This is a genomic window from Sphingomonas sp. FG14, from assembly GCF_057809675.1.
Window position 1 is genome coordinate 1 of record NZ_JBMDKK010000030.1, and the last position, 20,605, is coordinate 20,605.

General features: G+C 67.3%; 18 protein-coding genes. 9 read left to right on the plus strand and 9 right to left on the minus strand.

The genetic code is table 11. The annotated features are described in order from the left end of the window. Positions 1-217: 217 nt before the first annotated feature. Entirely contained in the window at positions 218-1,897 is a 1,680-nt protein-coding gene (locus ACODTA_RS28985) for an ATP-binding protein (protein WP_489070931.1), read from the plus strand. A gap of 276 nt (positions 1,898-2,173) precedes the next feature. Here the strand turns inward: ACODTA_RS28985 and ACODTA_RS28990 are convergent, their stop codons facing one another. The 4 genes from ACODTA_RS28990 to gpmA form a co-directional block, all read right to left on the minus strand. Next, complete coding sequence (locus ACODTA_RS28990) at positions 2,174-2,461, minus strand: GIY-YIG nuclease family protein (RefSeq protein ID WP_489070933.1); 288 nt, start codon at positions 2,459-2,461, stop codon at positions 2,174-2,176. Positions 2,462-2,756: 295 nt separating this feature from the next. After that, the gene (locus tag ACODTA_RS28995) at positions 2,757-3,827 is read right to left on the minus strand and encodes a 5-(carboxyamino)imidazole ribonucleotide synthase (protein ID WP_489070935.1); all 1,071 of its coding nucleotides are present in this window, start codon (positions 3,825-3,827) and stop codon (positions 2,757-2,759) included. Beyond that, positions 3,824-4,312 (minus strand): 5-(carboxyamino)imidazole ribonucleotide mutase, encoded by a 489-nt coding sequence (gene purE, locus ACODTA_RS29000; protein WP_222989352.1) that lies wholly within the window; start codon positions 4,310-4,312, stop codon positions 3,824-3,826. Before purE ends, ACODTA_RS28995 begins: the two co-directional genes overlap by 4 nt. A 271-nt stretch (positions 4,313-4,583) precedes the next feature. Then, complete coding sequence (gene gpmA, locus ACODTA_RS29005) at positions 4,584-5,270, minus strand: 2,3-diphosphoglycerate-dependent phosphoglycerate mutase (protein ID WP_489070937.1); 687 nt, start codon at positions 5,268-5,270, stop codon at positions 4,584-4,586. Between the two features lie 125 nt (positions 5,271-5,395). Here gpmA and ACODTA_RS29010 point away from each other — a divergent pair, with 125 nt between their 5' ends. Further along, positions 5,396-6,118, plus strand: coding sequence for a dienelactone hydrolase family protein (locus ACODTA_RS29010; protein ID WP_489070939.1), 723 nt, complete (start codon positions 5,396-5,398; stop codon positions 6,116-6,118). A 394-nt stretch (positions 6,119-6,512) separates the two neighbouring features. Here the strand turns inward: ACODTA_RS29010 and ACODTA_RS29015 are convergent, their stop codons facing one another. Both ACODTA_RS29015 and ACODTA_RS29020 read right to left on the minus strand, forming a co-directional pair. Further along, entirely contained in the window at positions 6,513-7,634 is a 1,122-nt protein-coding gene (locus tag ACODTA_RS29015) for a M14 family metallopeptidase (protein ID WP_489070941.1), read from the minus strand. Beyond that, the gene (locus ACODTA_RS29020) at positions 7,631-8,245 is read right to left on the minus strand and encodes a DUF4136 domain-containing protein (RefSeq protein ID WP_489070943.1); all 615 of its coding nucleotides are present in this window, start codon (positions 8,243-8,245) and stop codon (positions 7,631-7,633) included. The genes ACODTA_RS29015 and ACODTA_RS29020 overlap by 4 nt, the downstream gene beginning before the upstream one ends. Positions 8,246-8,385: 140 nt before the next feature. On the opposite strand from ACODTA_RS29020, the gene galE reads away from it, so the two are divergent. From galE to ACODTA_RS29035, 3 genes are all read left to right on the plus strand, one after another. Then, on the plus strand, positions 8,386-9,456 hold the full coding sequence (galE, locus tag ACODTA_RS29025) for a UDP-glucose 4-epimerase GalE (RefSeq protein ID WP_489070945.1): 1,071 nt from the start codon (positions 8,386-8,388) through the stop codon (positions 9,454-9,456). Between the two features lie 61 nt (positions 9,457-9,517). After that, the gene (gene ykgO, locus ACODTA_RS29030) at positions 9,518-9,643 is read left to right on the plus strand and encodes a type B 50S ribosomal protein L36 (RefSeq protein WP_003046794.1); all 126 of its coding nucleotides are present in this window, start codon (positions 9,518-9,520) and stop codon (positions 9,641-9,643) included. Between the two features lie 580 nt (positions 9,644-10,223). Continuing rightward, positions 10,224-11,840: a DUF389 domain-containing protein gene (locus ACODTA_RS29035; RefSeq protein WP_489070947.1), complete on the plus strand. Its 1,617-nt coding sequence runs from the start codon at positions 10,224-10,226 to the stop codon at positions 11,838-11,840. Positions 11,841-12,182: 342 nt separating this feature from the next. Here ACODTA_RS29035 and pyk read toward each other — a convergent pair whose 3' ends face one another. Next, a complete protein-coding gene (gene pyk / locus ACODTA_RS29040) occupies positions 12,183-13,646 on the minus strand; it encodes a pyruvate kinase (RefSeq protein WP_489070949.1) in 1,464 nt (487 codons plus the stop codon). A gap of 113 nt (positions 13,647-13,759) precedes the next feature. On the opposite strand from pyk, the gene ACODTA_RS29045 reads away from it, so the two are divergent. From ACODTA_RS29045 to ACODTA_RS29055, 3 genes are all read left to right on the plus strand, one after another. Then, positions 13,760-14,137, plus strand: coding sequence for a DUF1244 domain-containing protein (locus ACODTA_RS29045; protein WP_489070950.1), 378 nt, complete (start codon positions 13,760-13,762; stop codon positions 14,135-14,137). 52 nt (positions 14,138-14,189) lie between these two features. Next, entirely contained in the window at positions 14,190-14,429 is a 240-nt protein-coding gene (locus ACODTA_RS29050) for a DUF2312 domain-containing protein (protein ID WP_222989344.1), read from the plus strand. A 138-nt stretch (positions 14,430-14,567) separates the two neighbouring features. Next, the gene (locus ACODTA_RS29055) at positions 14,568-14,888 is read left to right on the plus strand and encodes a heavy metal-binding domain-containing protein (protein ID WP_489070952.1); all 321 of its coding nucleotides are present in this window, start codon (positions 14,568-14,570) and stop codon (positions 14,886-14,888) included. Between the two features lie 110 nt (positions 14,889-14,998). Here the strand turns inward: ACODTA_RS29055 and ACODTA_RS29060 are convergent, their stop codons facing one another. Continuing rightward, positions 14,999-15,946, minus strand: a complete 948-nt coding sequence (locus ACODTA_RS29060; protein ID WP_489070954.1) for a phytanoyl-CoA dioxygenase family protein — start codon at positions 15,944-15,946, stop codon at positions 14,999-15,001. A gap of 11 nt (positions 15,947-15,957) precedes the next feature. Beyond that, complete coding sequence (locus ACODTA_RS29065) at positions 15,958-18,153, minus strand: TonB-dependent receptor (protein ID WP_489070956.1); 2,196 nt, start codon at positions 18,151-18,153, stop codon at positions 15,958-15,960. A gap of 156 nt (positions 18,154-18,309) precedes the next feature. Between ACODTA_RS29065 and ACODTA_RS29070 the strand changes: the two genes are divergently transcribed. Then, the gene (locus ACODTA_RS29070) at positions 18,310-20,502 is read left to right on the plus strand and encodes a TonB-dependent receptor (RefSeq protein ID WP_489070958.1); all 2,193 of its coding nucleotides are present in this window, start codon (positions 18,310-18,312) and stop codon (positions 20,500-20,502) included. Positions 20,503-20,605: the final 103 nt, after the last annotated feature.

A 20,605-nucleotide genomic window follows, 5' to 3' on the forward strand; every position in this document is an offset into this window, starting at 1 on the left:
GCCCGAACGGATGTTGGTGGCAGTGGTGCCCTTTCACCCCGCTCAGCCCGAACGGATGTTGGTGGCAGTGGTGCCCTTTCACCCCGCTCAGCCCGAACGGGGGGGGGGGCGGTGGTGCCCTCTCACCCCGCCCCGCCCGTCACGGTAAAACAATTCTTTACCCACCCGCGCTACAGCCTCCCCGGGGGGCGTCCGCGCCTTGGGGAAAGGATTTCGCATGACCGATTTCGCGGCGACGCCAGCCAGCCGGACGCAGGCCGATGACGAGCCCGCCGCGCCCGCGCGGCCGAAAAGCTTCGAGGGCGTCGAGATCGGCAAGGTGTTCGAGGTTTCAGGTTCCGGCGCGCGCATAGAGCTCGACGCGCCGATCCTGCGCCGCCTGGGCAATGACGAGGATCCCAGCATCGCGATGGCCGGCCAGGTCGGCAGCCAGATCAAGATGAAGGTCGGCCCGCTCTGGATCGTCGCCAATGTCCGCAACCTCAGCCTGGACAGCGCGGACAGCGACCTGATCATCGCGCAGATCGATTTCCTGGGCGAAGGCGGAGAGGCGCGGCTCACCGGCCGGCTCAATCATTTCCGGCGCGGCATCACGCGCTATCCCGTGCCCGGCACGCGCGTCTACCCCGTCACCAGCGACGACATGATGCAGATGTACGCGGCCGACGAGATTCCGAATATCGAGGTCGGCACCGTCTATCCCACCAAGGATATCCGCGCCGCGCTGTTCGTCGACGCGATGCTGGGCAAGCATTTCGCGCTGCTCGGCTCCACCGGCACCGGCAAGTCGACCTCCGCCGCGCTGATCCTGCACAAGATCTGCGACATGGCGCCGCAGGGCCATATCGTGATGATCGATCCGCACGGCGAATATTCTGCGGCGTTCAAGACCAACGGCGCCCTCTACGACGTCGGCAACCTCGCCATGCCCTATTGGCTGATGAACTTCGAGGAGCATTGCGAGGTCTTCGTCCAGTCCAGGGGCAGCGAAAACCAGCTCGACCGCGACATCCTGGCCAAGTGCCTGCTCGCGGCCCGCATGAAGAACCGCGCGGCGGAAGGCATCACCAAGCTGACGGTGGATTCGCCCATCCCCTATCTGCTCTCCGATCTCACCACGCTGATCCAGAACGAGATGGGCAAGCTCGACAAGGCGGGCGACAGCGCCCCCTATATGCGGCTGAAGACCAAGATCGACGAGATCAAGACCGATCCGCGCTACAGCTTCATGTTCTCCGGCATGCTGGTGGCGGACAGCATGGCCGATTTCCTGGCGCGCATCTTCCGCCTGCCGGGCGACGGCAAGCCGATCTCGATCATCGACGTGTCGGGCGTGCCGTCGGACATCACCGCCGTCGTCGTCGCGGTGCTCAGCCGCATGGTGTTCGACTATGCGATCTGGTCGCGCAACGAACCGCAGCGCCCGGTGCTGCTGGTGTGCGAGGAAGCGCACCGCTACGTGCCGTCCGAAAAGAACGCGGACGGTTCGTCGGTCGGCAAGATCCTCGGCCGCATCGCCAAGGAAGGGCGTAAATACGGCGTCTCGCTGGGGCTGATCACGCAGCGCCCGTCCGATCTTGCCGAAGGCGTGCTCTCCCAATGCGGCACGATCATCGCGATGCGCCTGAACAACGAACGCGACCAGGCCTTTGTGAAGGCCGCGATGCCGGAGGGCGCCAAGGGTTTCCTCGACACCATCCCGGCGCTGCGCAACCGCGAATGCATCATCTGCGGCGAAGGCGTCGCCATCCCCATCCGCGTCGCGCTCGACACGCTGGAGGAAGTGCGCCGCCCGGCCTCCAGCGATCCCGTCTTCACCAACCTCTGGCGCCAGAGCGGCGGAGAGGCCGAAATCCTCGGCCGCGTGATCAAGCGCTGGCGCTCACAGGGCCGGTAACGCGGCGGCGGGACGGCGCGATATCCTGAACCACGCCGTTCGGGCCGGGCCAAAACCAGTCCGTCTGGCCAAAAGCCTAAAAACCCGTTCGGGCTGAGCTTGTCGAAGCCCTGTCCTTCTTCACCCGCGATGAAGAAAGAAAGGACAGGGGCTTCGACAAGCTCAGCCCGAACGGGTTTTGGGTTCGTGCCAGCCCTTTTCAGCCCGAACGGGTTTGGGGTTCGCGCGCGCTGTTCAGTACTGGCTGGTGGGAACGTGGCGTCGCTCCGCCGCTCGTCAATCGCCTTGCCGATTGCGCGCCGCCGCGCTGATCCCCTGCCAGTCTCCACGGATCAGCGCCAGTTTCTTCGCGCGGCTCCACCCCTTGATCCTGCGCTCGCAATCCAGCGCCTCGATCCGGGTCTGGAAGCATTCGGACCAGACGAGGCGAGCCGGCAGGCGCATCGCGGTATAGCCCCGGAACAGCCCGGCATCATGCTGCGCGATCCGCTGCTCCAGATTGTCGGTATGCCCGACATAGAAGCTGCCGCCGGCGCAATGGAGCAGATAGGTCCAGAAAGCCATGGGCTGAGATGACCAGAAAGGCCGGATCTCGGCAAGCCTGGCGCGGACGCATGAGATCCGCGATCCCCGCCCCCCGCTCATTCCCGCTCGGCCCCAAGGAACCAGCACACCCCCCAAAACCCGTTCGGGCTGAGCCTGTCGAAGCCCTGTCCTTCTATTGCGGTGTTCAGGAAAGGCAGGGCTTCGACAGGCTCAGCCCGAACGGTGCGGGGTTAGGAACGGTGTAAAGCTATGCCCAACGGCGCGGTTTCAGGCTCAACCCGAACGGCACGGTCCAAACCCGGCCCGAACCGCCCTAAATCTCCAGCCGCGTCACATGCCCCATTTTCCGCCCGGCGCGGATCTCGTCCTTGCCGTAGAGGTGGAGATGCGCGGTGGGATCGCGCAGGATCTCCGCCCAGCCCTCCGCCTGATCGCCGATCAGATTCTCCATCGTCACGCGGCGGCCGACGATATCGGTCGCGCCCAGCGGCAGGCCGCACACCGCGCGGATATGGTTCTCGAACTGCGAGGTCAGCGCCCCCTCGATCGTCCAGTGGCCGCTATTGTGCACGCGCGGCGCCATTTCGTTGAACACCGGGCCATCGGGCGCGGCGAAGAATTCCAGCGTCAGCACGCCGACATGGCCCAGCGCCTCGCCCGCGCGGCGCGCGATCTCCCGCGCCTGTTCCGCCTGCCCGGCGACCAGCGGGCCGGGCGGCACGACGGAGGTGGCGAGGATGCCGTTCCGGTGCACATTGGTCGGCGCGTCCCAAAAGGCGCATTCGCCGTCGGCGGCGCGGCACATCAGGATCGAGAATTCCGCCTCGAAATCGACGAACCCTTCCAGGATCGCGGGCTGGCGGCCGATCGCGTCGAACGCGCCGGCAACGTCCGCGTCCGTCATCAGCCGCGCCTGCCCCTTGCCGTCATAGCCCAGGAAGCGCGTCTTCAGGATCGCGGGCAGGCCGATCGCGGCCACCGCCGCCTCCAGATCGGCCTGGTCGGACACCGCGCGCCACGGCGCGGTGCGCACGCCCAGATCGCGCATGAAGGTTTTTTCGGCGAGCCGGTCCTGCGCGGTTTCCAGGCTGGCGAAGCCGGGATGCACGGGCAGCCGTTCGGCCAGCGGGGCGAGCGCGGAAACCGGCAGGTTCTCGAACTCATAAGTGACGACATCGACGGCGCCGGCAAAGGCCGCCAGGCTCGCCGCATCCTCATAGGGCGCGCGGGTGAAGCGCGCCGCCACCTCGGCGGCGACGGAATCGGCTTCCGGCGCATAGATATGGCAGCGATAGCCGAGCTGCGCCGCCGCCATCGCCAGCATCCGGCCAAGCTGGCCGCCGCCGATGATCCCGATCGTCGATCCCGGCTTCAACGGATTCATTCGGGCGCTTCGTCCACGCTGGCGGTCTGCTTCTCGCGCCAGGCGTCGAGCCGGGCGGCGAGCGCGGCATCGCCATTGGCGACGATCGCGGCGGCCAGCAGCGCGGCGTTGACCGCGCCGGCCCGGCCGATCGCCAGCGTGCCCACCGGAATGCCGGCGGGCATCTGGACGATGGAGAGCAGGCTGTCCATGCCCTTCAGCGCCTTGGATTCCACGGGCACGCCCAGCACCGGCACGCGCGTCATCGCCGCCGTCATGCCCGGCAGGTGCGCTGCGCCGCCCGCGCCCGCGATGATCGCGTGCAGCCCGCGCCCGGCGGCGGCCTTGGCATAGTCATAGAGCCGGTCTGGCGTGCGGTGCGCGGAAACCACGCGGCATTCATGCGCGACGCCCAGCGCCTCCAGCGTCTCGGCGGCGTGACGCATCGTCTCCCAATCGGAGCGACTGCCCATGATGATGCCGATGATCGGCTGCGCTTCGGCCATTCCCCGTCCCGTCCAGAGCCCGCGAAGCACAGCCCCTTAACGGGGCCGGCGGACGGACGCAATCATCGCGGCGGAAATCCGCGCGATCGGGGGCGGACTCGCAACGCCACCGCCAACACCGTTCGGGCCGGGCGCTCTCACCTGCCACCCCACCGTTCGGGCTGAGCCTGTCGAAGCCCTGTCCTTCTACTACGGTGCCAAGGAAAGGCAGGGCTTCGACAAGCTCAGCCCGAACCGATGGAAAAATCGGTTCAAGCCTTCAAAAAGCCCCTCAGCGCTCCGACAGATAATAGCGGTCGCGCGCCACCAGATCGTCATCCAGCTCGTAGACGATCGGCTGGCCGGTCGGGATCTCCAGTCCGGTGATCTCGTCGTCGGGAATAGCGGACAGATGCTTCACCAGCGCGCGCAGCGAATTGCCATGGGCGGAGATCAGCACGCGCTCGCCCGCCTTCAGCGCGGGGGCGATGCGGGCGTCCCAATAGGGGAGCACGCGCGCGATCGTGTCCTTCAGGCTTTCGGTGGCGGGCACGGCGATGCCGGCATAGCGGCGATCCGCCGAGAGATCCCAGGGCGATCCCGCTTCCATCGGCGGCGGTGGCACGTCGAAGCTGCGGCGCCAGATCTTCACCTGCTCATCGCCATGCTTGGCGGCGGTCTCCGCCTTGTCGAGCCCGGTCAGCCCGCCATAATGGCGCTCGTTCAGGCGCCAGTCCTTCTCCACCGGCAGCCACAGCCGCCCCATTTCCTCCAGCGCCAGGTTGAGCGTCTTGATCGCGCGGGTCTGGAGCGAGGTGAAGCACTGGTCGAAATCCAGCCCCTTCTCCTTCATCAGCCGCCCGGCGGCGCGCGCTTCCTCCGCCCCCTTCTCGGTCACGTCCACGTCCCACCAGCCGGTGAAGCGGTTCTCCAGGTTCCAGGCGGACTGGCCGTGGCGGATAAGGACGAGCTGGGGCATGTTGGGACGAGGCTCCTTGGATCGATCCGGCGCCTTCTACCGATCGCCGCGCGAAGGGCAATGTTGTTGCGCGCCGCGCGCCGCCGTGGGAAGCCTCCGCCCCGTCACCATCGAGGAGAAGGCATTTGGCGATCCAGCGGCGCACGCTTGTGCATGAGGGGCCGGGCGGCCCGTTCGAGGGGGTCGTGGCGTGGGACGATGCCGCCACCGCGCCCCGCCCCGGCGTGCTGGTCTTGCCCAATGTGCTGGGCCAGAAGGAAGCCGACAATCTGGTGGCGGAGCGGCTGGCCGCGCTCGGCTATGTCGGTTTCGCCGCCGACGTCTTCGGCCAGGGCAGGCGCACCACGCGCCAGTCCCCCGCCCCGGCCCAATATATGGACGAGATGAACGCCGATCGCGCGCTGCTGCGCGACCGGCTGCACCGCTCGCTCGCCGAACTCAAGGCGCTCGACGCGGTGGACGCGGCGCGCACCGCGGCGATCGGTTTCTGCTTCGGCGGCAAATGCGCGATCGACCTGGCGCGCAGCGGGGCGGACCTGCTCGGCGTCGTCAGCTTCCACGGCGTCTATGATCCGCCGCCCTTCCCCAATGTCTCGCCGATCCGCGCGAAGCTGCTGATCTGCCACGGCTGGGACGATCCGATCGCGCCGCCCGACGCGACGGTGGCGCTGGCCAACGAACTCAGCGCGGGCGATGCCGACTGGCAAATCCACGCCTATGGCCGCACCGCCCACGGCTTCACCGACGAAACCGCCAACATGCCCGAACGCGGCGTGATCCATCAGCCCGATTCGGCGCGGCGAAGCTGGAAGGCGATGCGCGATTTCCTGGAGGAACTGTTCGGCTGACGGGGAGAGGCCCGTTCGGGCTGAAAGCAACCGGCACGCACACCAACACCCGCCACCCCCAAAACCCGCTCGGGCTGAGCCCGTCGAAGCCCTGCCCTTCCTGAGTACCGAAAAAGAAGAACAAGGCTTCGACAGGCTCAGCCCGAACGGTGTTGGTGGCCATACGCCATCCCGAACACCGGCTCAGTCCCAACGCGTGCTGGTGACGGAACAGGATTCAACCAGTCCCCACCACCCCCCAAAACCCGCTCGGGCTGAGCCTGTCGAAGCCCTGCCCTGCCTTGGCACCGAACGAGAAGAACAAGGCTTCGACAAGCTCAGCCCGAACGGTGTTGAGGACCATACGCCATCCCGGCCACCGGCTCAGCCCGAACGGGTTTTGCCCGCCCAGCCCTCACCCGATCTCGTCGATCATCGCCGCCAGATTGTCGAGGCAGGCGCGCGCCAGCGCCTTGCTGCGTTCGGGGGACCAGCCCTGCACCGGATCGGGGGCGCCGAAATTGTCCTTGAACGGCATTTCCAGCGTCATCGAGATCGCGCCGAACCGCTCCGCCAGATAGGGCGTGGACATCGACAGGTTCGCCTGTCCGGGCCGCGACACTACATAGCCCAGCCGCGTCTGGAAATCGGGGGTGCGCGCCGCCAGCGTGTCGCGGAATTTGAAATAGAGCCCGCCCTGCGCCTCGGTCCATGACGGGATGCCCTCGAACCCGGCCATGAAGGCGGCGGGGATCGCCTCGTCGCCATGCACGTCCATCGCGAAATCCACGCCGGTTTCGGCCATCGCCGCCACCACCGCCAGCACTTCCGGGCTCTGCTCCGCGCTGGGCGCGTGCCATTCGCGGTTCAGGTTCACGCCCACGGCATTGGTGCGCAGATGGCCGCGCGCGGCGCCGTCGGGGTTCATGTTGGGCACCAGATGGAAGGTCGCCTTGCCGCGCAGCGCCGCCGCCACCGGATCGGCGGGATCGACGAGCTTTTCCAGCGCGCCTTCCATCCACCATTCCGCCATCGTCTCGCCGGGGTGCTGGCGGGCGTAGAGCCACACCTGCTTCGCGCCCGTGCCCAGGCTGAGCAGGTCCAGCGCGCGCCCGTCGATCGTGTGGCCCAGCACCCGATGCGAAACGCCGGGCAGCGCCGCCATGCGCGAAACCAGCGCGGCGTGCCGGTCGCTGGAATAGGGCGCGAAATAGGCGAGCCACAGCGCGTCGCCCTCCGCGCGGACGCGGATGGTCAGCACGCCATCGGCATAATCGGTATCCGCCTGGTGCCAGCTCTCGTCGTCATGGCTGGCGCGCGCCCTGTAATCGGGCCAGCCGCCCGGATAGGCCGCGCCGCCGCCGTTCAGGATGCGCAGCGTCAGATCGCGCCCCGCCGCGCCCGAGACGCGGAAATAGAACCATTGGTAAAAGTCCGACATGCGGTCGGGCACGATCTCGAGATCCGCCCGGTCGCCCTCGATGGCGACCACCCTGATGTTGCCGCCGTCGAAATCGCTGCTGATGCTGAAGGTCATCTGACGGTGATAGTGCGCCCCGACTCTCCGGGAAAGTCCCTGAACAGGCCCGCCGCCAATTTGCCCGCCGCGATGCCGGGCTGCGCGGCGGGGGCGTTTTCGCGCGCGTCGAGCTGCGCGCGCCCTTCCCACACCACGTCGCCGCCCGCGCGGCGCTTCAACTGCACGCGCAGCTCGGTGACGATGCTGCCCTTGGGCCGCCCGCCCAGCGTGATGCCGACGCCCACGCCGACACCGCCGCCATAGCTGCCGCCGCCGCCGCCGATCCCCACCGAGACGGGGGAGCGCCGCGCCATCGCCTCGCGCGTGTCGCGCGTCACATGGATCACCGCGGCATATTGGCCGCCATCCGCGCCCGCCGCCGGGAAGCCCAGCCGCGTCAGCTCACCCTGCACCGCATTGGCATAGGTCTGGAATTCCATGCTGTCGTCGGCGATGAAAGGCTCCACCCGCACCGCGCCCGGCGCGATCGGCTGGTTCAGGTGAAAGCGCGTCACCTGCACCGTCGGCAGCGCGGTCGCGCAGCCCGAAAGCGCCAGCACCGCGCCGATCATCAGGGCCTTGGCCATATGGGCCTTCCGCGCGGGGGCCTTGAAGAACGGTGCCGTCATTTCGCATTCCTTTTTACACGACTCGCCGCCACCACAACGAACGGCGCGGCGATTCTGCCTCAAAACCCGCCGCCGCGCCAATATGGCCCGGAACGGTTCACGGGTTGCTTACCAAATCCCGCTAGCGTCGCGGCATGAACATGCAGACCCCGCTTCTCGCGCGCCGGAACGCGCGACGCCGCATGCCCGTGCTGGTGACCGGCGGCGCGGGCTATATCGGCAGCCATGCCGTGCTCGCGCTGCTCGATTCGGGCTGGCCCGTCGTGGTGCTCGACAATCTCTCGACCGGCTTTCGCGACGCGGTGGATCCGCGCGCGGCCTTTGTCGAGGGCGACGTGGGCGATATCGCGCTGGCGCGCGACACGCTGGCCCGGCACAAGATCGCGGCGATCATGCATTTCGCGGGATCGATCATCGTGCCCGAATCGGTGGCCGATCCGCTCAAATATTATCGCAACAACACCGCCAACAGCCGCGCGCTCATCGAAAGCGCGGTGGCGGAAGGCGTGCCGCACTTCATCTTCTCCTCCACCGCCGCCGTCTATGGCGTGCCGTCCGACCATCCCGTCACCGAGGACTGGCCGACGCGGCCCGCCAATCCCTATGGCACGTCGAAGCTGATGACGGAGCTGATGCTGGCGGACACCGCCGCCGCGCACCCGATCAACTATTGCGCGCTGCGCTATTTCAACGTCGCGGGCGCCGATCCGGACGGCCGCGCCGGCCAGTCGACGGCGGGCGCGACCAACCTGATCAAGGTGGCGACCGAGGTGGCGGCGGGCACGCGCAAGCGGCTGGACGTGTTCGGAGACGATTATCCCACGCCCGACGGCACGGGCGTGCGCGATTTCATCCATGTCAGCGACCTGGCCGACGCGCATGTCCGCGCGCTGGAACTGCTGGTGGAGGATCCGGCGCGCAGCCATGTGCTCAATTGCGGCTATGGCAGCGGTCATTCGGTGCGGGAGGTGATCGGCGCGGTGGAGCGGGCGAGCGGCCGCCCGGTGGCGCACCGCATCGTCGCGCGCCGCGCGGGGGATATCGCGATGATGGTGGCGGACAACAGCGCGCTGGTCGAACGATCGGGCTGGCAGCCGCGATTCGCCTCGCTCGACCGGATCGTGGCGGACGCGCTCGCCTGGGAAGCGAAACTGTCGAAAACCCGCGCCGCCAGGGTGAAAAGCCGCGCACGAGACTTGACTTCCGCCTGACCGCGACATAGGGCGACGCCTCGTTTTTCTTGATAAATCGATAAGCCGGAAGCGTTTCGCCATGAAGATCCGCAATTCACTCAAGTCGCTCAAGGACCGTCACCGGGACAACCGCGTGATTCGCCGCCGCGGCCGCACCTATGTGATCAACAAGACCAACCGCCGCTTCAAGGCCCGCCAGGGCTGAAGCATCGGTCGGGCGCCCAGGCGCCCGGTCCTTGATCCTCGTCGAGCGCCCCACCCCACCGGGTCGGGCGCTCGATGCGTATGTGCGTCCTGCATTCGGGTGAGGCCGGGCTGTGAATGGCGCCGCCCTGCGCTTCCGGGTTCACGGACTGACATACGCTGCGCGCCGGTTCTCGGTCAGCACCATTTTGCCCGCATGAAGCGGTCGCCTGCGGCCCGACTCGGCCTGACCCGAATGCGAATCGGGGGGGGCACGTGCCTTTGCCACCCCACACGTCATCCCAGCGCAGGCCGGGATGGGCATCAGCGGTCCAAATTCCCGTTCGGGCTGAGCCTGTCGAAGCCCTGCCCTTCCTGAACACCGCAATAGAAGGACAGGGCTTCGACAGGCTCAGCCCGAACGGATGTCATTGGCAGCAACACCAATCCGACAGGCTCAGCCCGAACGGATGTCATCGGCCGCGATACCGATGCGACAGGCTCGGCCCGAACGGAATGTCGTTCCCCCGCGCAAATTACCGGTTCACGATCGCGCCCGAAGGCGGCACGATGGCGGGCCAGGCGCCAAGGGAGGGCTAGCGTTGACACAGGAATCCGCCACGGGCGCGACCCGCTGGAGCGCCGTGCGCGCCTCCGTCGCCGCATTTCGCGCGCAGATCGACAAGACCGGCCTGTTCCCGGACCTGAAGGGAGAGGCCGGCCGCGCGCTCCGCAAATCGGTGCGGGAGGATGGGCAGCTCACCAAATCCTATATGCTGATGTGCGGCCTCTCCGCCGGCATCGCCGCGCTCGGGCTGCTGCAATCCTCCACCGCCGTGGTGATCGGCGCGATGCTGATCTCGCCGCTGATGGGGCCGATCGCCAGCATGGGCTTCGGCTTCGCCTCGCTCGACGGCCGCCAGATCCGCGATTCGGTGAAGGTGATCGCGATGGGCGCCGTCATCGGCATCCTCACCGGCATCCTGCTCACCTGGCTCAGCCCGATCCGCAACGCGACGCCCGAAATCATCGCGCGCACCGAACCCACGCTGCTCGATCTTGCCGTGGCGGTGCTTTCGGGCATCGCCGGGGCCTATGCCACCGTCCAGCAAAAGGGGGCGACGGCGATCGGCGTCGCGATCGCCACCGCGCTGATGCCGCCGCTGGCGACCGTCGGCTACGGCCTGGGCGTCGCCAATATGAGCTTCGCGTTCGGCGCCTTCCTGCTGTTCCTCACCAACCTGGCGGCGATCGCCTTTTCCTTCGCGCTGATCGCTCGGCTGAGCGGCGCGGCGCGGCCGATCGCCAAGGTGGAGATCACGCCGCGCTATGTGCTGGCGGGGCTCGCCGCCTTCGCGGTGCTGGCGATCCCGCTCGGCATCACGCTCTACCGCGTCACGGCGGAGGCGAAGGCGCAGACGACGGTGCGCCGCCTGCTCACGCAGGAACTGGCGCTCAAGCCCGTGAATATCGCGCAATTGCAGGTGCGCTGGCCGCTGCGGGGCAGCCCCTCGGTCGATGCCGTCATCGTCGCCCCGCGCTACGCCAACGACGCGGAAGATCGGCTGATGCGCGCGCTGGAGGCGGAATGGGGCGAGCGCCCGAGCCTGAACCTGCAACAGGTGGTCGCCGCCGATCTCCAGGCGCAGACGCGCGCGATCGTCGACGCCGCCGTGGAGACCTCCGCCGCCGGCATCGTGCGCGACGTGCCGCCGCTCACCGCGATCCGCGAGGCGATCGGCCTGCCCACCCAGGCGCTGTGGACCAACCGCGCCGAACGCAGCGTCCAGATCGTGCCCTTCGCCGCCGAAGGCTGGGGCTTCGGCGATTATCGCGAGATCGAGAAGGCGGCGGCGCAGGCGGGCGGCGGGTGGAGCGTGCGCGTCATCCCGCCCGTCCAGCCCCGCATCACCGTGCCCGTGACGATGCAGGACGGCGCCCCGCAGCCGGGCGCCGCGCTGGACGACGCGGTCTGGGCGATCGAGCGCTGGGGCGTGCAGGGCCTGAACGTCGCCGGCTTCGCGGGCGCAGGCGCGTCGGACGCGGACAGGGAAACCGCCGCCGCGCTCTCCCGCTATGCGGTGGAAACGCTGGCGAAGGCGGGCATCAAGGCGAACGCCATCCCGCCCGCGCCATCCCCACGCCCCCGCGCGGCGGCCAGCGGCGTCGAGTTCGAAGTGGTGCGGCAACCGAAACGCGCGGCGGCGGCAGCGGAGTGAGTCGGGGGGGTATCCGCCCGACCCGTCATCCCGCCACAATAGCCCCCACCCGCGTCACCTCGGGCAGGCTGCGGTCTCCCACCGGATCAAGCGCGATCTGGTTGGCGGACCCCAGCCCTCGCCAAAAGGCAAGGTTTATCCTGAGCGCCTGCTTGCAGGCAGTCGAAGGGCTGGGGTGACGTATGGGACGGGGTCACGGCATCACCAACACCCGTTCGGGCTGAGCCTGTCGAAGCCCTGTCCTTTCTGAACACCGTAATAGAAGGACAGGGCTTCGACAGGCTCAGCCCGAACGGAGTATGAGGGCTAGCGCTTTACCCCGACAGGCCCCCCGGCCCCGCCTCAATCCGCGTGGCGGTAGTTCTTCAGCTCCTCGCCCGTCAGCCGCACGACATGGAGCACGTTGGTCGAGCCCGGCGTGCCGAAGGGGACGCCCGCCATCAGGATCACGCGATCGCCGGCGCCCGCGATGCCCTGGCGCAGCGCCATGCGCTTCGATTTCGCCACCATCTCCTCGAACGAGGCGACGTCGCGCGTGCGCACGGCGTGCACGCCCCACAACAGCCCCAGCCGCCGCGCGGTGGAGGTCTTGGGCGTCAGCACCAGCAGCGGCACGCTCGGCCGTTCGCGCGCGATGCGGCGCGGGGTGGAGCCCGAACTGGTGAAGCAGATCACGGCGGAGGCGGAGACGGTGGCCGCGATCTGGCCCGCGGCCTCCGCCAGCGCGTCGGCGGTGGTCGGGTCGGGCCGGGTCTCGGTGAAATGGATGCGGTCGGCATAGGCGGGGTCCGCCTCCACCGCGCGCGCGATCTTGTCCATCATCGCCACCGATTCCTCGGGCCAGGCGCCCGCGGCCGATTCGGCGGAAAGCATCACCGCGTCCGCCCCGTCATAGACGGCGGTCGCCACGTCGGAGACCTCGGCGCGCGTGGGCGTGGGCGCGGTGATCATCGATTCGAGCATCTGCGTCGCCACCACCACGGGCCGGCCGAGCCGCCGCGCGGATTCGACGATGCGCTTCTGCAGCGGCGGCACTTCCTCCGGCGGCAGCTCCACGCCTAGGTCGCCGCGCGCCACCATCACCGCGTCCGCCAGTTCCAGGATGCCGTCCAGCCGCTCGATCGCCGCCGGCTTCTCGATCTTGGCGAGCAGTGCCGCCTTGCCGCCGATCAACTGGCGCGCCTCCGCCACGTCCTCCGGCCGCTGGACGAAGCTGAGCGCGATCCAGTCCGCGCCCTGTTCCAGCGCGAAGCTCAGGTCCTTGCGGTCCTTCTCGGTCAGCGCGGCCATCGGCACGATCACGTCGGGCACGTTCAGGCCCTTGTTGTCGGAAAGCTTGCCGCCGGTTTCCACCACCGTCTCGATCCGCGCCTTTTCCACCGCGCGCACGCGCAGCACCAGCTTGCCGTCGTCCAGCAGCAGCCGCGCGCCGGGCTCCAGCGCCGCGAAGATCTCCGGATGCGGCAGGTTCGCGCGGGTCGCGTCGCCCGGCGCCTTGTCGCGATCGAGGATGAAGGTGGCGCCGGTTTCCAGCATGGTCGATCCGCCGGCGAAGCGGCCGACGCGCAGCTTCGGCCCCTGAAGATCCACCAGGATCGTCATCGGGCGGCCCAGGTCGCGTTCCAGGTCGCGGATCGCCGCGATCACCTTCGCATGCCCCTCATGGCTGCCATGGCTCATGTTGATGCGGAAGGCGTCCGCGCCCGCGAGATAGAGCTTGCGGATCATCTCCGGCGTATTGCTGGCGGGGCCAAGCGTCGCGAGCACGCGAACCTTGCGCTGTCGGGGGGCGATTATGCTGGTCACATGGGCTCCGGGATTGTCCGCTATGGGGCTTAGCTCTTATGTCCGAGAGATCAACGCCCTTGTCGCGCCGATCCCCGTTTCGGCGCGCCATGGGCCACAGCGGAGAAAAGACGATGACACTCGACGAAATCGACGATGCGGTGGCCGCCAAGGCGTTTCGTCGGCTGGTGCGCCACCTGCGCCATCGCACCGACGCGCAGAATGTGGACCTGATGGGGCTGGGCGGTTTCTGCCGCAACTGCCTGGGCGACTGGCTGGCGGAAGCGAGCGGCGGCACGATCGACAAGGCGGCGGGGCGCGAGGCCGTCTATGGCATGCCCTATGCCCAGTGGAAGGCGACGCACCAGCTCGAGGCGACGGCCGAACAGATCGCGCGGATGGAGGAAAGCATGAAGCGCAACCACCGCGAGGAGATGCTGGACGAGGCGCTGGACGACAGCTTTCCCGCCAGCGATCCGCCATCGATGACGATGCCGTCGCACGACGCTTGAGCCCGGCCGCGCGCTCGCCTAACAGCACCGTTCAATCGAACCGGAGAATCACATGAGCGACAATGTCGCAGCCGATCAGTTGCGGCTGTTCATCGAACGCGTCGAGCGGCTGGAAGAAGAAAAGAAGGGCATCGCCGACGATATCCGCGACGTCTATGCCGAAGCCAAGGGCAACGGCTATGACGGCAAGATCATGCGCCAGATCGTCCGCCTGCGTAAGATGCAGCCCCATGACCGGCAGGAAATGGAAGCGCTGCTCGATACCTACAAGGCGGCGCTCGGGCTCGACTGAGTGATTTAGCGCCGGTCCGTTCCCCCGCCCGACCTCCCGACAGGATCATGCTGGATCGGGAGGTTGGGCGGGGGAGCGGGCCGGCGCCGCCCCGCAAAGCGCTCTTCCGCGCTTTGCGGCAAACATAAGGAGCCGACGATGATATTGACCACCACCACCGCGATCGAGGGACGGCCGGTCAGCACCTATCTGGGCATCGTGACCGGAGAGGTCATCGTCGGCGCCAATATCTTCAAGGACCTGTTCGCCAGCGTGCGCGATATCGTGGGCGGCCGATCGGGCGCCTATGAAGGCGCGCTGCGCGACGCCCGGCGCGAGGCGTTCGGCGAGCTGAAGGCCGAAGCGCGCGACCTGGGCGCGGACGCGGTGATCGGCATCGACATCGATTATGAAGTGATCGGCCAGAACGGATCGATGCTGATGGTCTCGGTTTCAGGAACCGCGGTCAAGCTGGGCTAAGCAGGCGTTTTCCAGGACCAATCGACATTCAGTTCAGACCGAGTCGAGCCGCAGGCGACCGCTTTATGCGGGCAATATGGTGATTTTTCGTGACCCGGAGCGCAGCGTACTTATCGTACGTGAGCACCGGAAGCACGGAAAAGCGCCATTTGCAGGCCGGTATGGGCTGAATGTCGAGAATTGAAATGGCCGATCCGTTCGATCGGCGCCCCCTCCGCCCCGAAGGGATAGGGATTTTCGAGCCCGACCAGATGGCGGAAGCGCGCGGGGTTGCGCGCCAGCGCCGCCTCGCTCACCCGTTCGCGATACCATTCCTGGGTCTGCATGTAGATGCGGCAGAAATAGAGGATCAGGTTGACCCGCAGCCCCGGCACCTGCCGGGGAAAGGCGCCATGCCAGGTGTTGCCATGCCACACGACGAGTGATCCGGCCGGCGCGGTCACCGGCGCGAACCGGTCGATATCGGCCGTTTCCCGCATGGTGGGCGGGCGGCAGAATTTGTGGCTGCCGGGCCAGAAGGCGAGCGCGCCCCGGTCGCGATCATAATCGGTCAGCAGCCAGGTGGCGTTGGCGACCTGCGCATAGGCCGGATAGGGCGCCGGCACCATCGCGCTGTCCGAATGCAGGATCAGATGATCGGTGCCCGGCCCCTTGAGGATCGAGTTCATGCTGCTCAGCACGCAGCTTTCGCCGAGCAGATAGGTGATCAGCGCCAGCACCGTCTCGTTCATCATCGCCTGTTCGAAGATCGGATCCTCGAGCAGCAGATAGAAGAGATGCTGGCCCCATGCCGATCCGCCGGCATGGCTTTCGGCATTGGCGGGGTCGAGCGCCCGGCCGGTGCGCCGCCCGGCGATCGCCAGCACCGTGCGCAGCAGGGCGTCGGCGAAGCCCGGCGGCGCGGCGCGGTCCGGCTCGACGATGGTGAAGCCATAGCTGTCGAGTTCGGCGGCATGGCGCTCCAGCCCCAGCCGGCGCGGTTCGGCGAGCGGATCGCTGAACCGGTCCGGCGCCTCGCCCGCGGCCAGCGTGGCCGCGACGCTTGTCGTTGATGTCATGTCTCGGTCCTTCAGAACTTGACCAGCATTTCGGCGCCATAGGTGCGCGGCGCCCCCAGCGACTGCGCGACCTGGCCGGGCACCACGGCGCCCCTGAAGCGGTTGGTCACATAGGTCTCGTCGGTCAGGTTGCGCGCCCAGGCGGACAGGCGCCATGCCCCGCTTTCGGGGCCGATGCCGATCCGCGCGTTGAGCAGGGTCAGCGCGGCGGCGGCATAGGCGTTGTCCGATGCGAAGAAGAACCGGCTGCGATGGTTCGCCTCGCCCCGCAGGAAGAGCTGGAGGCTGCCGCCAAGCGGCTGCGTCCATTCGAAGGCGCCGCTGATCGTGCTCCTGGGCGCCAGCGGCAGCCTGTTTCCGGTATAGTCCGCCCCCGTCGCGGTCGCGTTGGGATAGGATTTGAAGACCGCGTCGGCATAGCCGTAGCTGGCGGTCAACTGAAGCTGGCGCACCGGCAGCGCCGAAAGCTCGATCTCGAACCCCTTGCTGCGCGCCTTGGCCGCGTTCGAGGTCTGGAACTGCGCGATCCCCCCGCCCGTGGAGATGAGCTGGTTCTGCTGGAGATCCGTATAGTCCATGTAGAAGATCGACGCGTTGACGCGCAGCCGGCTGTCCAGGAACTCGCTCTTCAGGCCCAGTTCGTAATTATTGACCGATTCGGGCCGATATTCCGCGCTGTTGGTGGGCGTGACGGAAAAGACGTTGAAGCCGCCCGATTTATAGCCCTGGCTGAACGTCGCATAGGCGAGCAGCTTCTCGCGCGGGCGCCATTCCATGCTGACGGAGGGCGAAACCTTGCCTTCGCTGCGCTTCAGGTGGCGCGGCGCGATGTTCGCGGCGATCACGCCGAAGGGATCGCCGGTCTGCTCGAAATCGAGCGTCTTGCGTTCGTGCGTGTAGCGCAGGCCCGCCGCCAGGCTCAGCCGGTCGGTGAAGCGATAGACCGCGCGCCCGAACGCGGCATAGCTGTCGGTATCGACATTCGCCTGGATCGTCGCGTTCGTGCGCGCCGGATAGATGCCGAGATCGGGGCCGATCACCACCAGCGACGTCGTGTCGAGCGACTGATGATAATAATAAAGGCCCGCCACATAGCTGAACCGATCCGCGACATCGCTCGCGAAGCGCAGTTCCTGCGAGAACTGGCTCTGGCGCTCGCGGATGCCCGTGTCGAGCATGTCGAGCACGGTATAGTCATTGTCCTGGATATTGTTCCACTTATAGCCCCGGATCGCGGTGATCGAGGTCAGCGTGCCGCCGCCGGTCCGCAGGTTGAACTCGCCCGACGCGCCATAAACGTCGCGGTTCTGCGTGGTGTCGGTCGATTGGGCGACCCTGCGGTCGACGGGATCGGCATCGGCGAAGGGCGCGCCGGTGAAGGCGCCATTGTCGTACACGTCATAGGCGCCGGAATGCGTGCGATCGCGCGAGATGTCGCCGCGCAGCGCGAAATCCCAGTCGCCGCCCGGATCATAGACCAGGGTGAGCCGCCCGCCGAGGCCGTCGAGATCGTCGAGCCGCGTGCCGGTGGCGATGTTGCGGACCATGCCGTCGCGGCGATCGAGCGACACCGCCGCGCTGGCGAAGAGCGCGCCGGACAGGGGGCCGCTGACCACCGCGTTCGCGCGGATCGCGTCATAGTCGCCATAGCTGATGCTGGCGGCCGCGCGCGCATCGGCATTCGGGCGGCGGGTGAGGATGTTGACCGCGCCGGCGATGGTGTTGCGGCCGTAAAGCGTGCCCTGCGGCCCGCGCAGGACCTCGATCCGCTCAAGATCGAACAGGTTCGAATTGATGGTCGCGGCGCGCCCCATATAGACGCCGTCGACATAGACGCCGACGCTCTGGTCGAGCCCGGGATTGTTCAGATCCGCCGAGATGCCGCGGATCGCGATCGCGGTGGTGCGCAGCTCGCGCGGCGCGACATAGACGTTGGGCAGCGCGTTCGAAATATCCTCGACGCGCCCCACGCCCGCATTCTCCAGCGTCTTCGCGGTGAGCGCGCTGATCGAAAGCGGCGTATCCTGAAGGCCCTGGGTGCGGCGCTGCGCGGTCACCAATATCTCTTCCAGCTCATTGTCCGCACCGCCGGCCAGCCCTGCGCGTTCCTGCCCCGCCCGTTCCTGCGCAAACGCAGGCCCGGATGTCATGGCGATGGCCAGGACGAGGCAGCTTCCCCCCAAACGCACCATGTTCGCGATCTTCATTGTCTGAACCCCCCAATCCGAGCGGCAGCCGCCGGCGGTTCCGGTCGGTCGGGAGAAACCCTGCTCGGCATGGGCACAATGGAACGGCGATTACCGCTTTCAGTCAAGAAAAAAATGAGTATGATCTCAACTTCTATAAATGGGAGGACCAAGATCATGCGCCACTTCTGGTTTTCGACCGCCGCCATCGCCACGGCCTGCGCACTCGGCGGACCGGCGGCAGCGCAGGAGGGACGGGATCAGGCGGCGGGGATCGACGCGAACGAGGACATCATCGTCACCGCGCGAAAGACCCGCGAACGGTTGCAGGATGCGCCGATCTCGATCACCGCGCTGACCGCCACGGAACTGCAGCGGCGCGGGATCGACAGCCTGGCGGACGTGGCGAAGGTCACGCCGGGGCTGAACTATGGCGATTTCGGAGACCTCAAGCTCTCCCCCACCTCGTTGCGCGGCGTGGTGGGCTCCGCGGGCTCGGCGGGCGCCGATCCCGCCGTGGGCTATTATGTCGACGAGGTCTTTGTCGGGCAGGGCGCGGGCGCCAATCTCGACCTGTACGATATCGCGCAGGTCGAAGTGCTGCGCGGGCCGCAGGGCACGCTTTACGGGCGCAACACGATCGGCGGCGTCGTCAACATCACCACCGAAAGGCCGGGCGACGAACTCAAGGCCTCGTTCGGCGGACTCTTCGGCAATTACGATCGCATGCGGCTCGCCGGCTCGCTCTCCGGGCCGCTGGTGGAGGGGCTGCTCAGCGCCAAGATCGCGTTGGTCCGCGATGTCCGCGACGGATATGAGCGCAACATCTTCCTCAACCGCGACGTCAACGATCACGACGTCTGGTCCGGCCGCGCGCAGCTCCTCTTCACGCCCGCGCCCGATACCGAATTGCTGCTGAGCGTCGACCATGCCGAGGCGCATCAGGAAACGCTGGTGTTCGAAACGCTGCGCTACAATCCGGCGGCGCTGGTGACGCAATTGCTCCAGGCGCAGGGGTACGCGCTCAACGCCGATCCGTTCGACCGGCGCGTCATCGCCAACGCGCCCAGCGAGGAACGGCTGCATTCCACCGGCGTATCGGCGAATTTCAAGACGCGGCTGGGCGGCATCGATATCGTCAACATCGCCGCCTATCGCGAACATGATTATTACAGCCGCACGGACACGTGCCGGTGCCAGCTCGCCATCACTTATGACGGCGATCCGGAGCGGGTGAAGCGCTTCTCCAACGAACTGCGCGTCAGCGGCGAAATCGGGCGGCTCAGCCTGCTGGGCGGCCTCTATTATCTCGATCAGGACACGGACAATCAGAGCTTCATCGAACTCGGCTCCGCGACCGCGGCCATTTTCGGCGACCCCAGCCTGACGGGCTCGATCATCGGCTCGACCGGGCGGCTCAAGACGATCAGCAAGGCGGTCTTCGCCAGCGGCACGCTGGCGCTGGGCGACCGCATCGACGTCACGATCGGCGCCAGGTACACGCATGACAGCAAGCGCATCCGCTATGTCCAGACGGATCCGCTCTCGATCCTCGGCGGCAGCGCCACGATCGTCGCGAAGGACAGTTGGGGCCGGCTGACGCCCAACGCCAATATCCGCTTCCGCATCTCGCCGACGCTGATGACCTATCTCACCGCGTCGAAGGGCTTCAAGAGCGGCGGCTTCAACGATGCGCTGGGCGACGCCAACGGCATCGCGTTCGGGCCGGAATCGCTGTGGAACTACGAAGCCGGGCTCAAGGCCGAATTGTTCGACCGCCGCCTTTCGGTCAACGCCGCCGTCTATGCGATGCGCTGGAACGACATCCAGATCACCACGCAGAATCCCGCGACGACCTTCTTCAACCCGATCATCCTCAACGCCGGCCGCGCCCATAGCCGGGGCATCGAGATCGAGATCGACGCGCGGATCAGCGATCGGCTGCGGCTGGGCGGCAACCTCGCGGTGCAGGACGCGAAATATGAGGAAGGGCTGCTGCCGAACGGCCAACCGCTGCGCTTCATTCCCTTCGCCCCGTCCTATACCGGCAACGTCAACGCCGAATACAGCGTGCCCACGGGCATCGGCCCGCTGGCGTTCCAGGCGGAATACCAGCTTCGCGGCCGCAGCTATCTGACCACCAACAACGATCCCGACGGCCGCGTCGGCGCCTATGGGCTGCTCAACCTGCGGATGACGCTGGCGTCGGACAACGATCGCTGGCGCGTCTCGCTGTTCGGCAAGAACGTCACCGACAAGACCTATATGACCAGGCTGTTCGACCTGTACGACAACACGCTCAATGGCCAGAAGCTGATCACCCTGGGCGAGCCGCGCACCTATGGCGTGGAATATCGGGTGAATTTCTGATCGGTGGCGGCCGGGCGCCTGCCGCGACGGCGGCCACCCAGCCCACATAAGCCCCCCCCCCAACCGTTCGGGCTGAGCCTGTCGAAGCCCTGTCCTTTCCTTG

Bases quoted from the DNA above. Each gene is read 5' to 3' on its own strand.
- ACODTA_RS28985 (WP_489070931.1), top strand. From the start codon at position 218: ATGACCGATTTCGCGGCGACGCCAGCCAGCCGGACGCAGGCCGATGAC.
- ACODTA_RS28990 (WP_489070933.1), bottom strand. From the start codon at position 2,461: ATGGCTTTCTGGACCTATCTGCTCCATTGCGCCGGCGGCAGCTTCTAT.
- ACODTA_RS28995 (WP_489070935.1), bottom strand. From the start codon at position 3,827: ATGAATCCGTTGAAGCCGGGATCGACGATCGGGATCATCGGCGGCGGC.
- purE (WP_222989352.1), bottom strand. From the start codon at position 4,312: ATGGCCGAAGCGCAGCCGATCATCGGCATCATCATGGGCAGTCGCTCC.
- gpmA (WP_489070937.1), bottom strand. From the start codon at position 5,270: ATGCCCCAGCTCGTCCTTATCCGCCACGGCCAGTCCGCCTGGAACCTG.
- ACODTA_RS29015 (WP_489070941.1), bottom strand. From the start codon at position 7,634: ATGACCTTCAGCATCAGCAGCGATTTCGACGGCGGCAACATCAGGGTG.
- ACODTA_RS29020 (WP_489070943.1), bottom strand. From the start codon at position 8,245: ATGACGGCACCGTTCTTCAAGGCCCCCGCGCGGAAGGCCCATATGGCC.
- galE (WP_489070945.1), top strand. From the start codon at position 8,386: ATGCAGACCCCGCTTCTCGCGCGCCGGAACGCGCGACGCCGCATGCCC.
- ykgO (WP_003046794.1), top strand. From the start codon at position 9,518: ATGAAGATCCGCAATTCACTCAAGTCGCTCAAGGACCGTCACCGGGAC.
- ACODTA_RS29045 (WP_489070950.1), top strand. From the start codon at position 13,760: ATGACACTCGACGAAATCGACGATGCGGTGGCCGCCAAGGCGTTTCGT.
- ACODTA_RS29050 (WP_222989344.1), top strand. From the start codon at position 14,190: ATGAGCGACAATGTCGCAGCCGATCAGTTGCGGCTGTTCATCGAACGC.
- ACODTA_RS29055 (WP_489070952.1), top strand. From the start codon at position 14,568: ATGATATTGACCACCACCACCGCGATCGAGGGACGGCCGGTCAGCACC.
- ACODTA_RS29060 (WP_489070954.1), bottom strand. From the start codon at position 15,946: ATGACATCAACGACAAGCGTCGCGGCCACGCTGGCCGCGGGCGAGGCG.
- ACODTA_RS29065 (WP_489070956.1), bottom strand. From the start codon at position 18,153: ATGAAGATCGCGAACATGGTGCGTTTGGGGGGAAGCTGCCTCGTCCTG.
- ACODTA_RS29070 (WP_489070958.1), top strand. From the start codon at position 18,310: ATGCGCCACTTCTGGTTTTCGACCGCCGCCATCGCCACGGCCTGCGCA.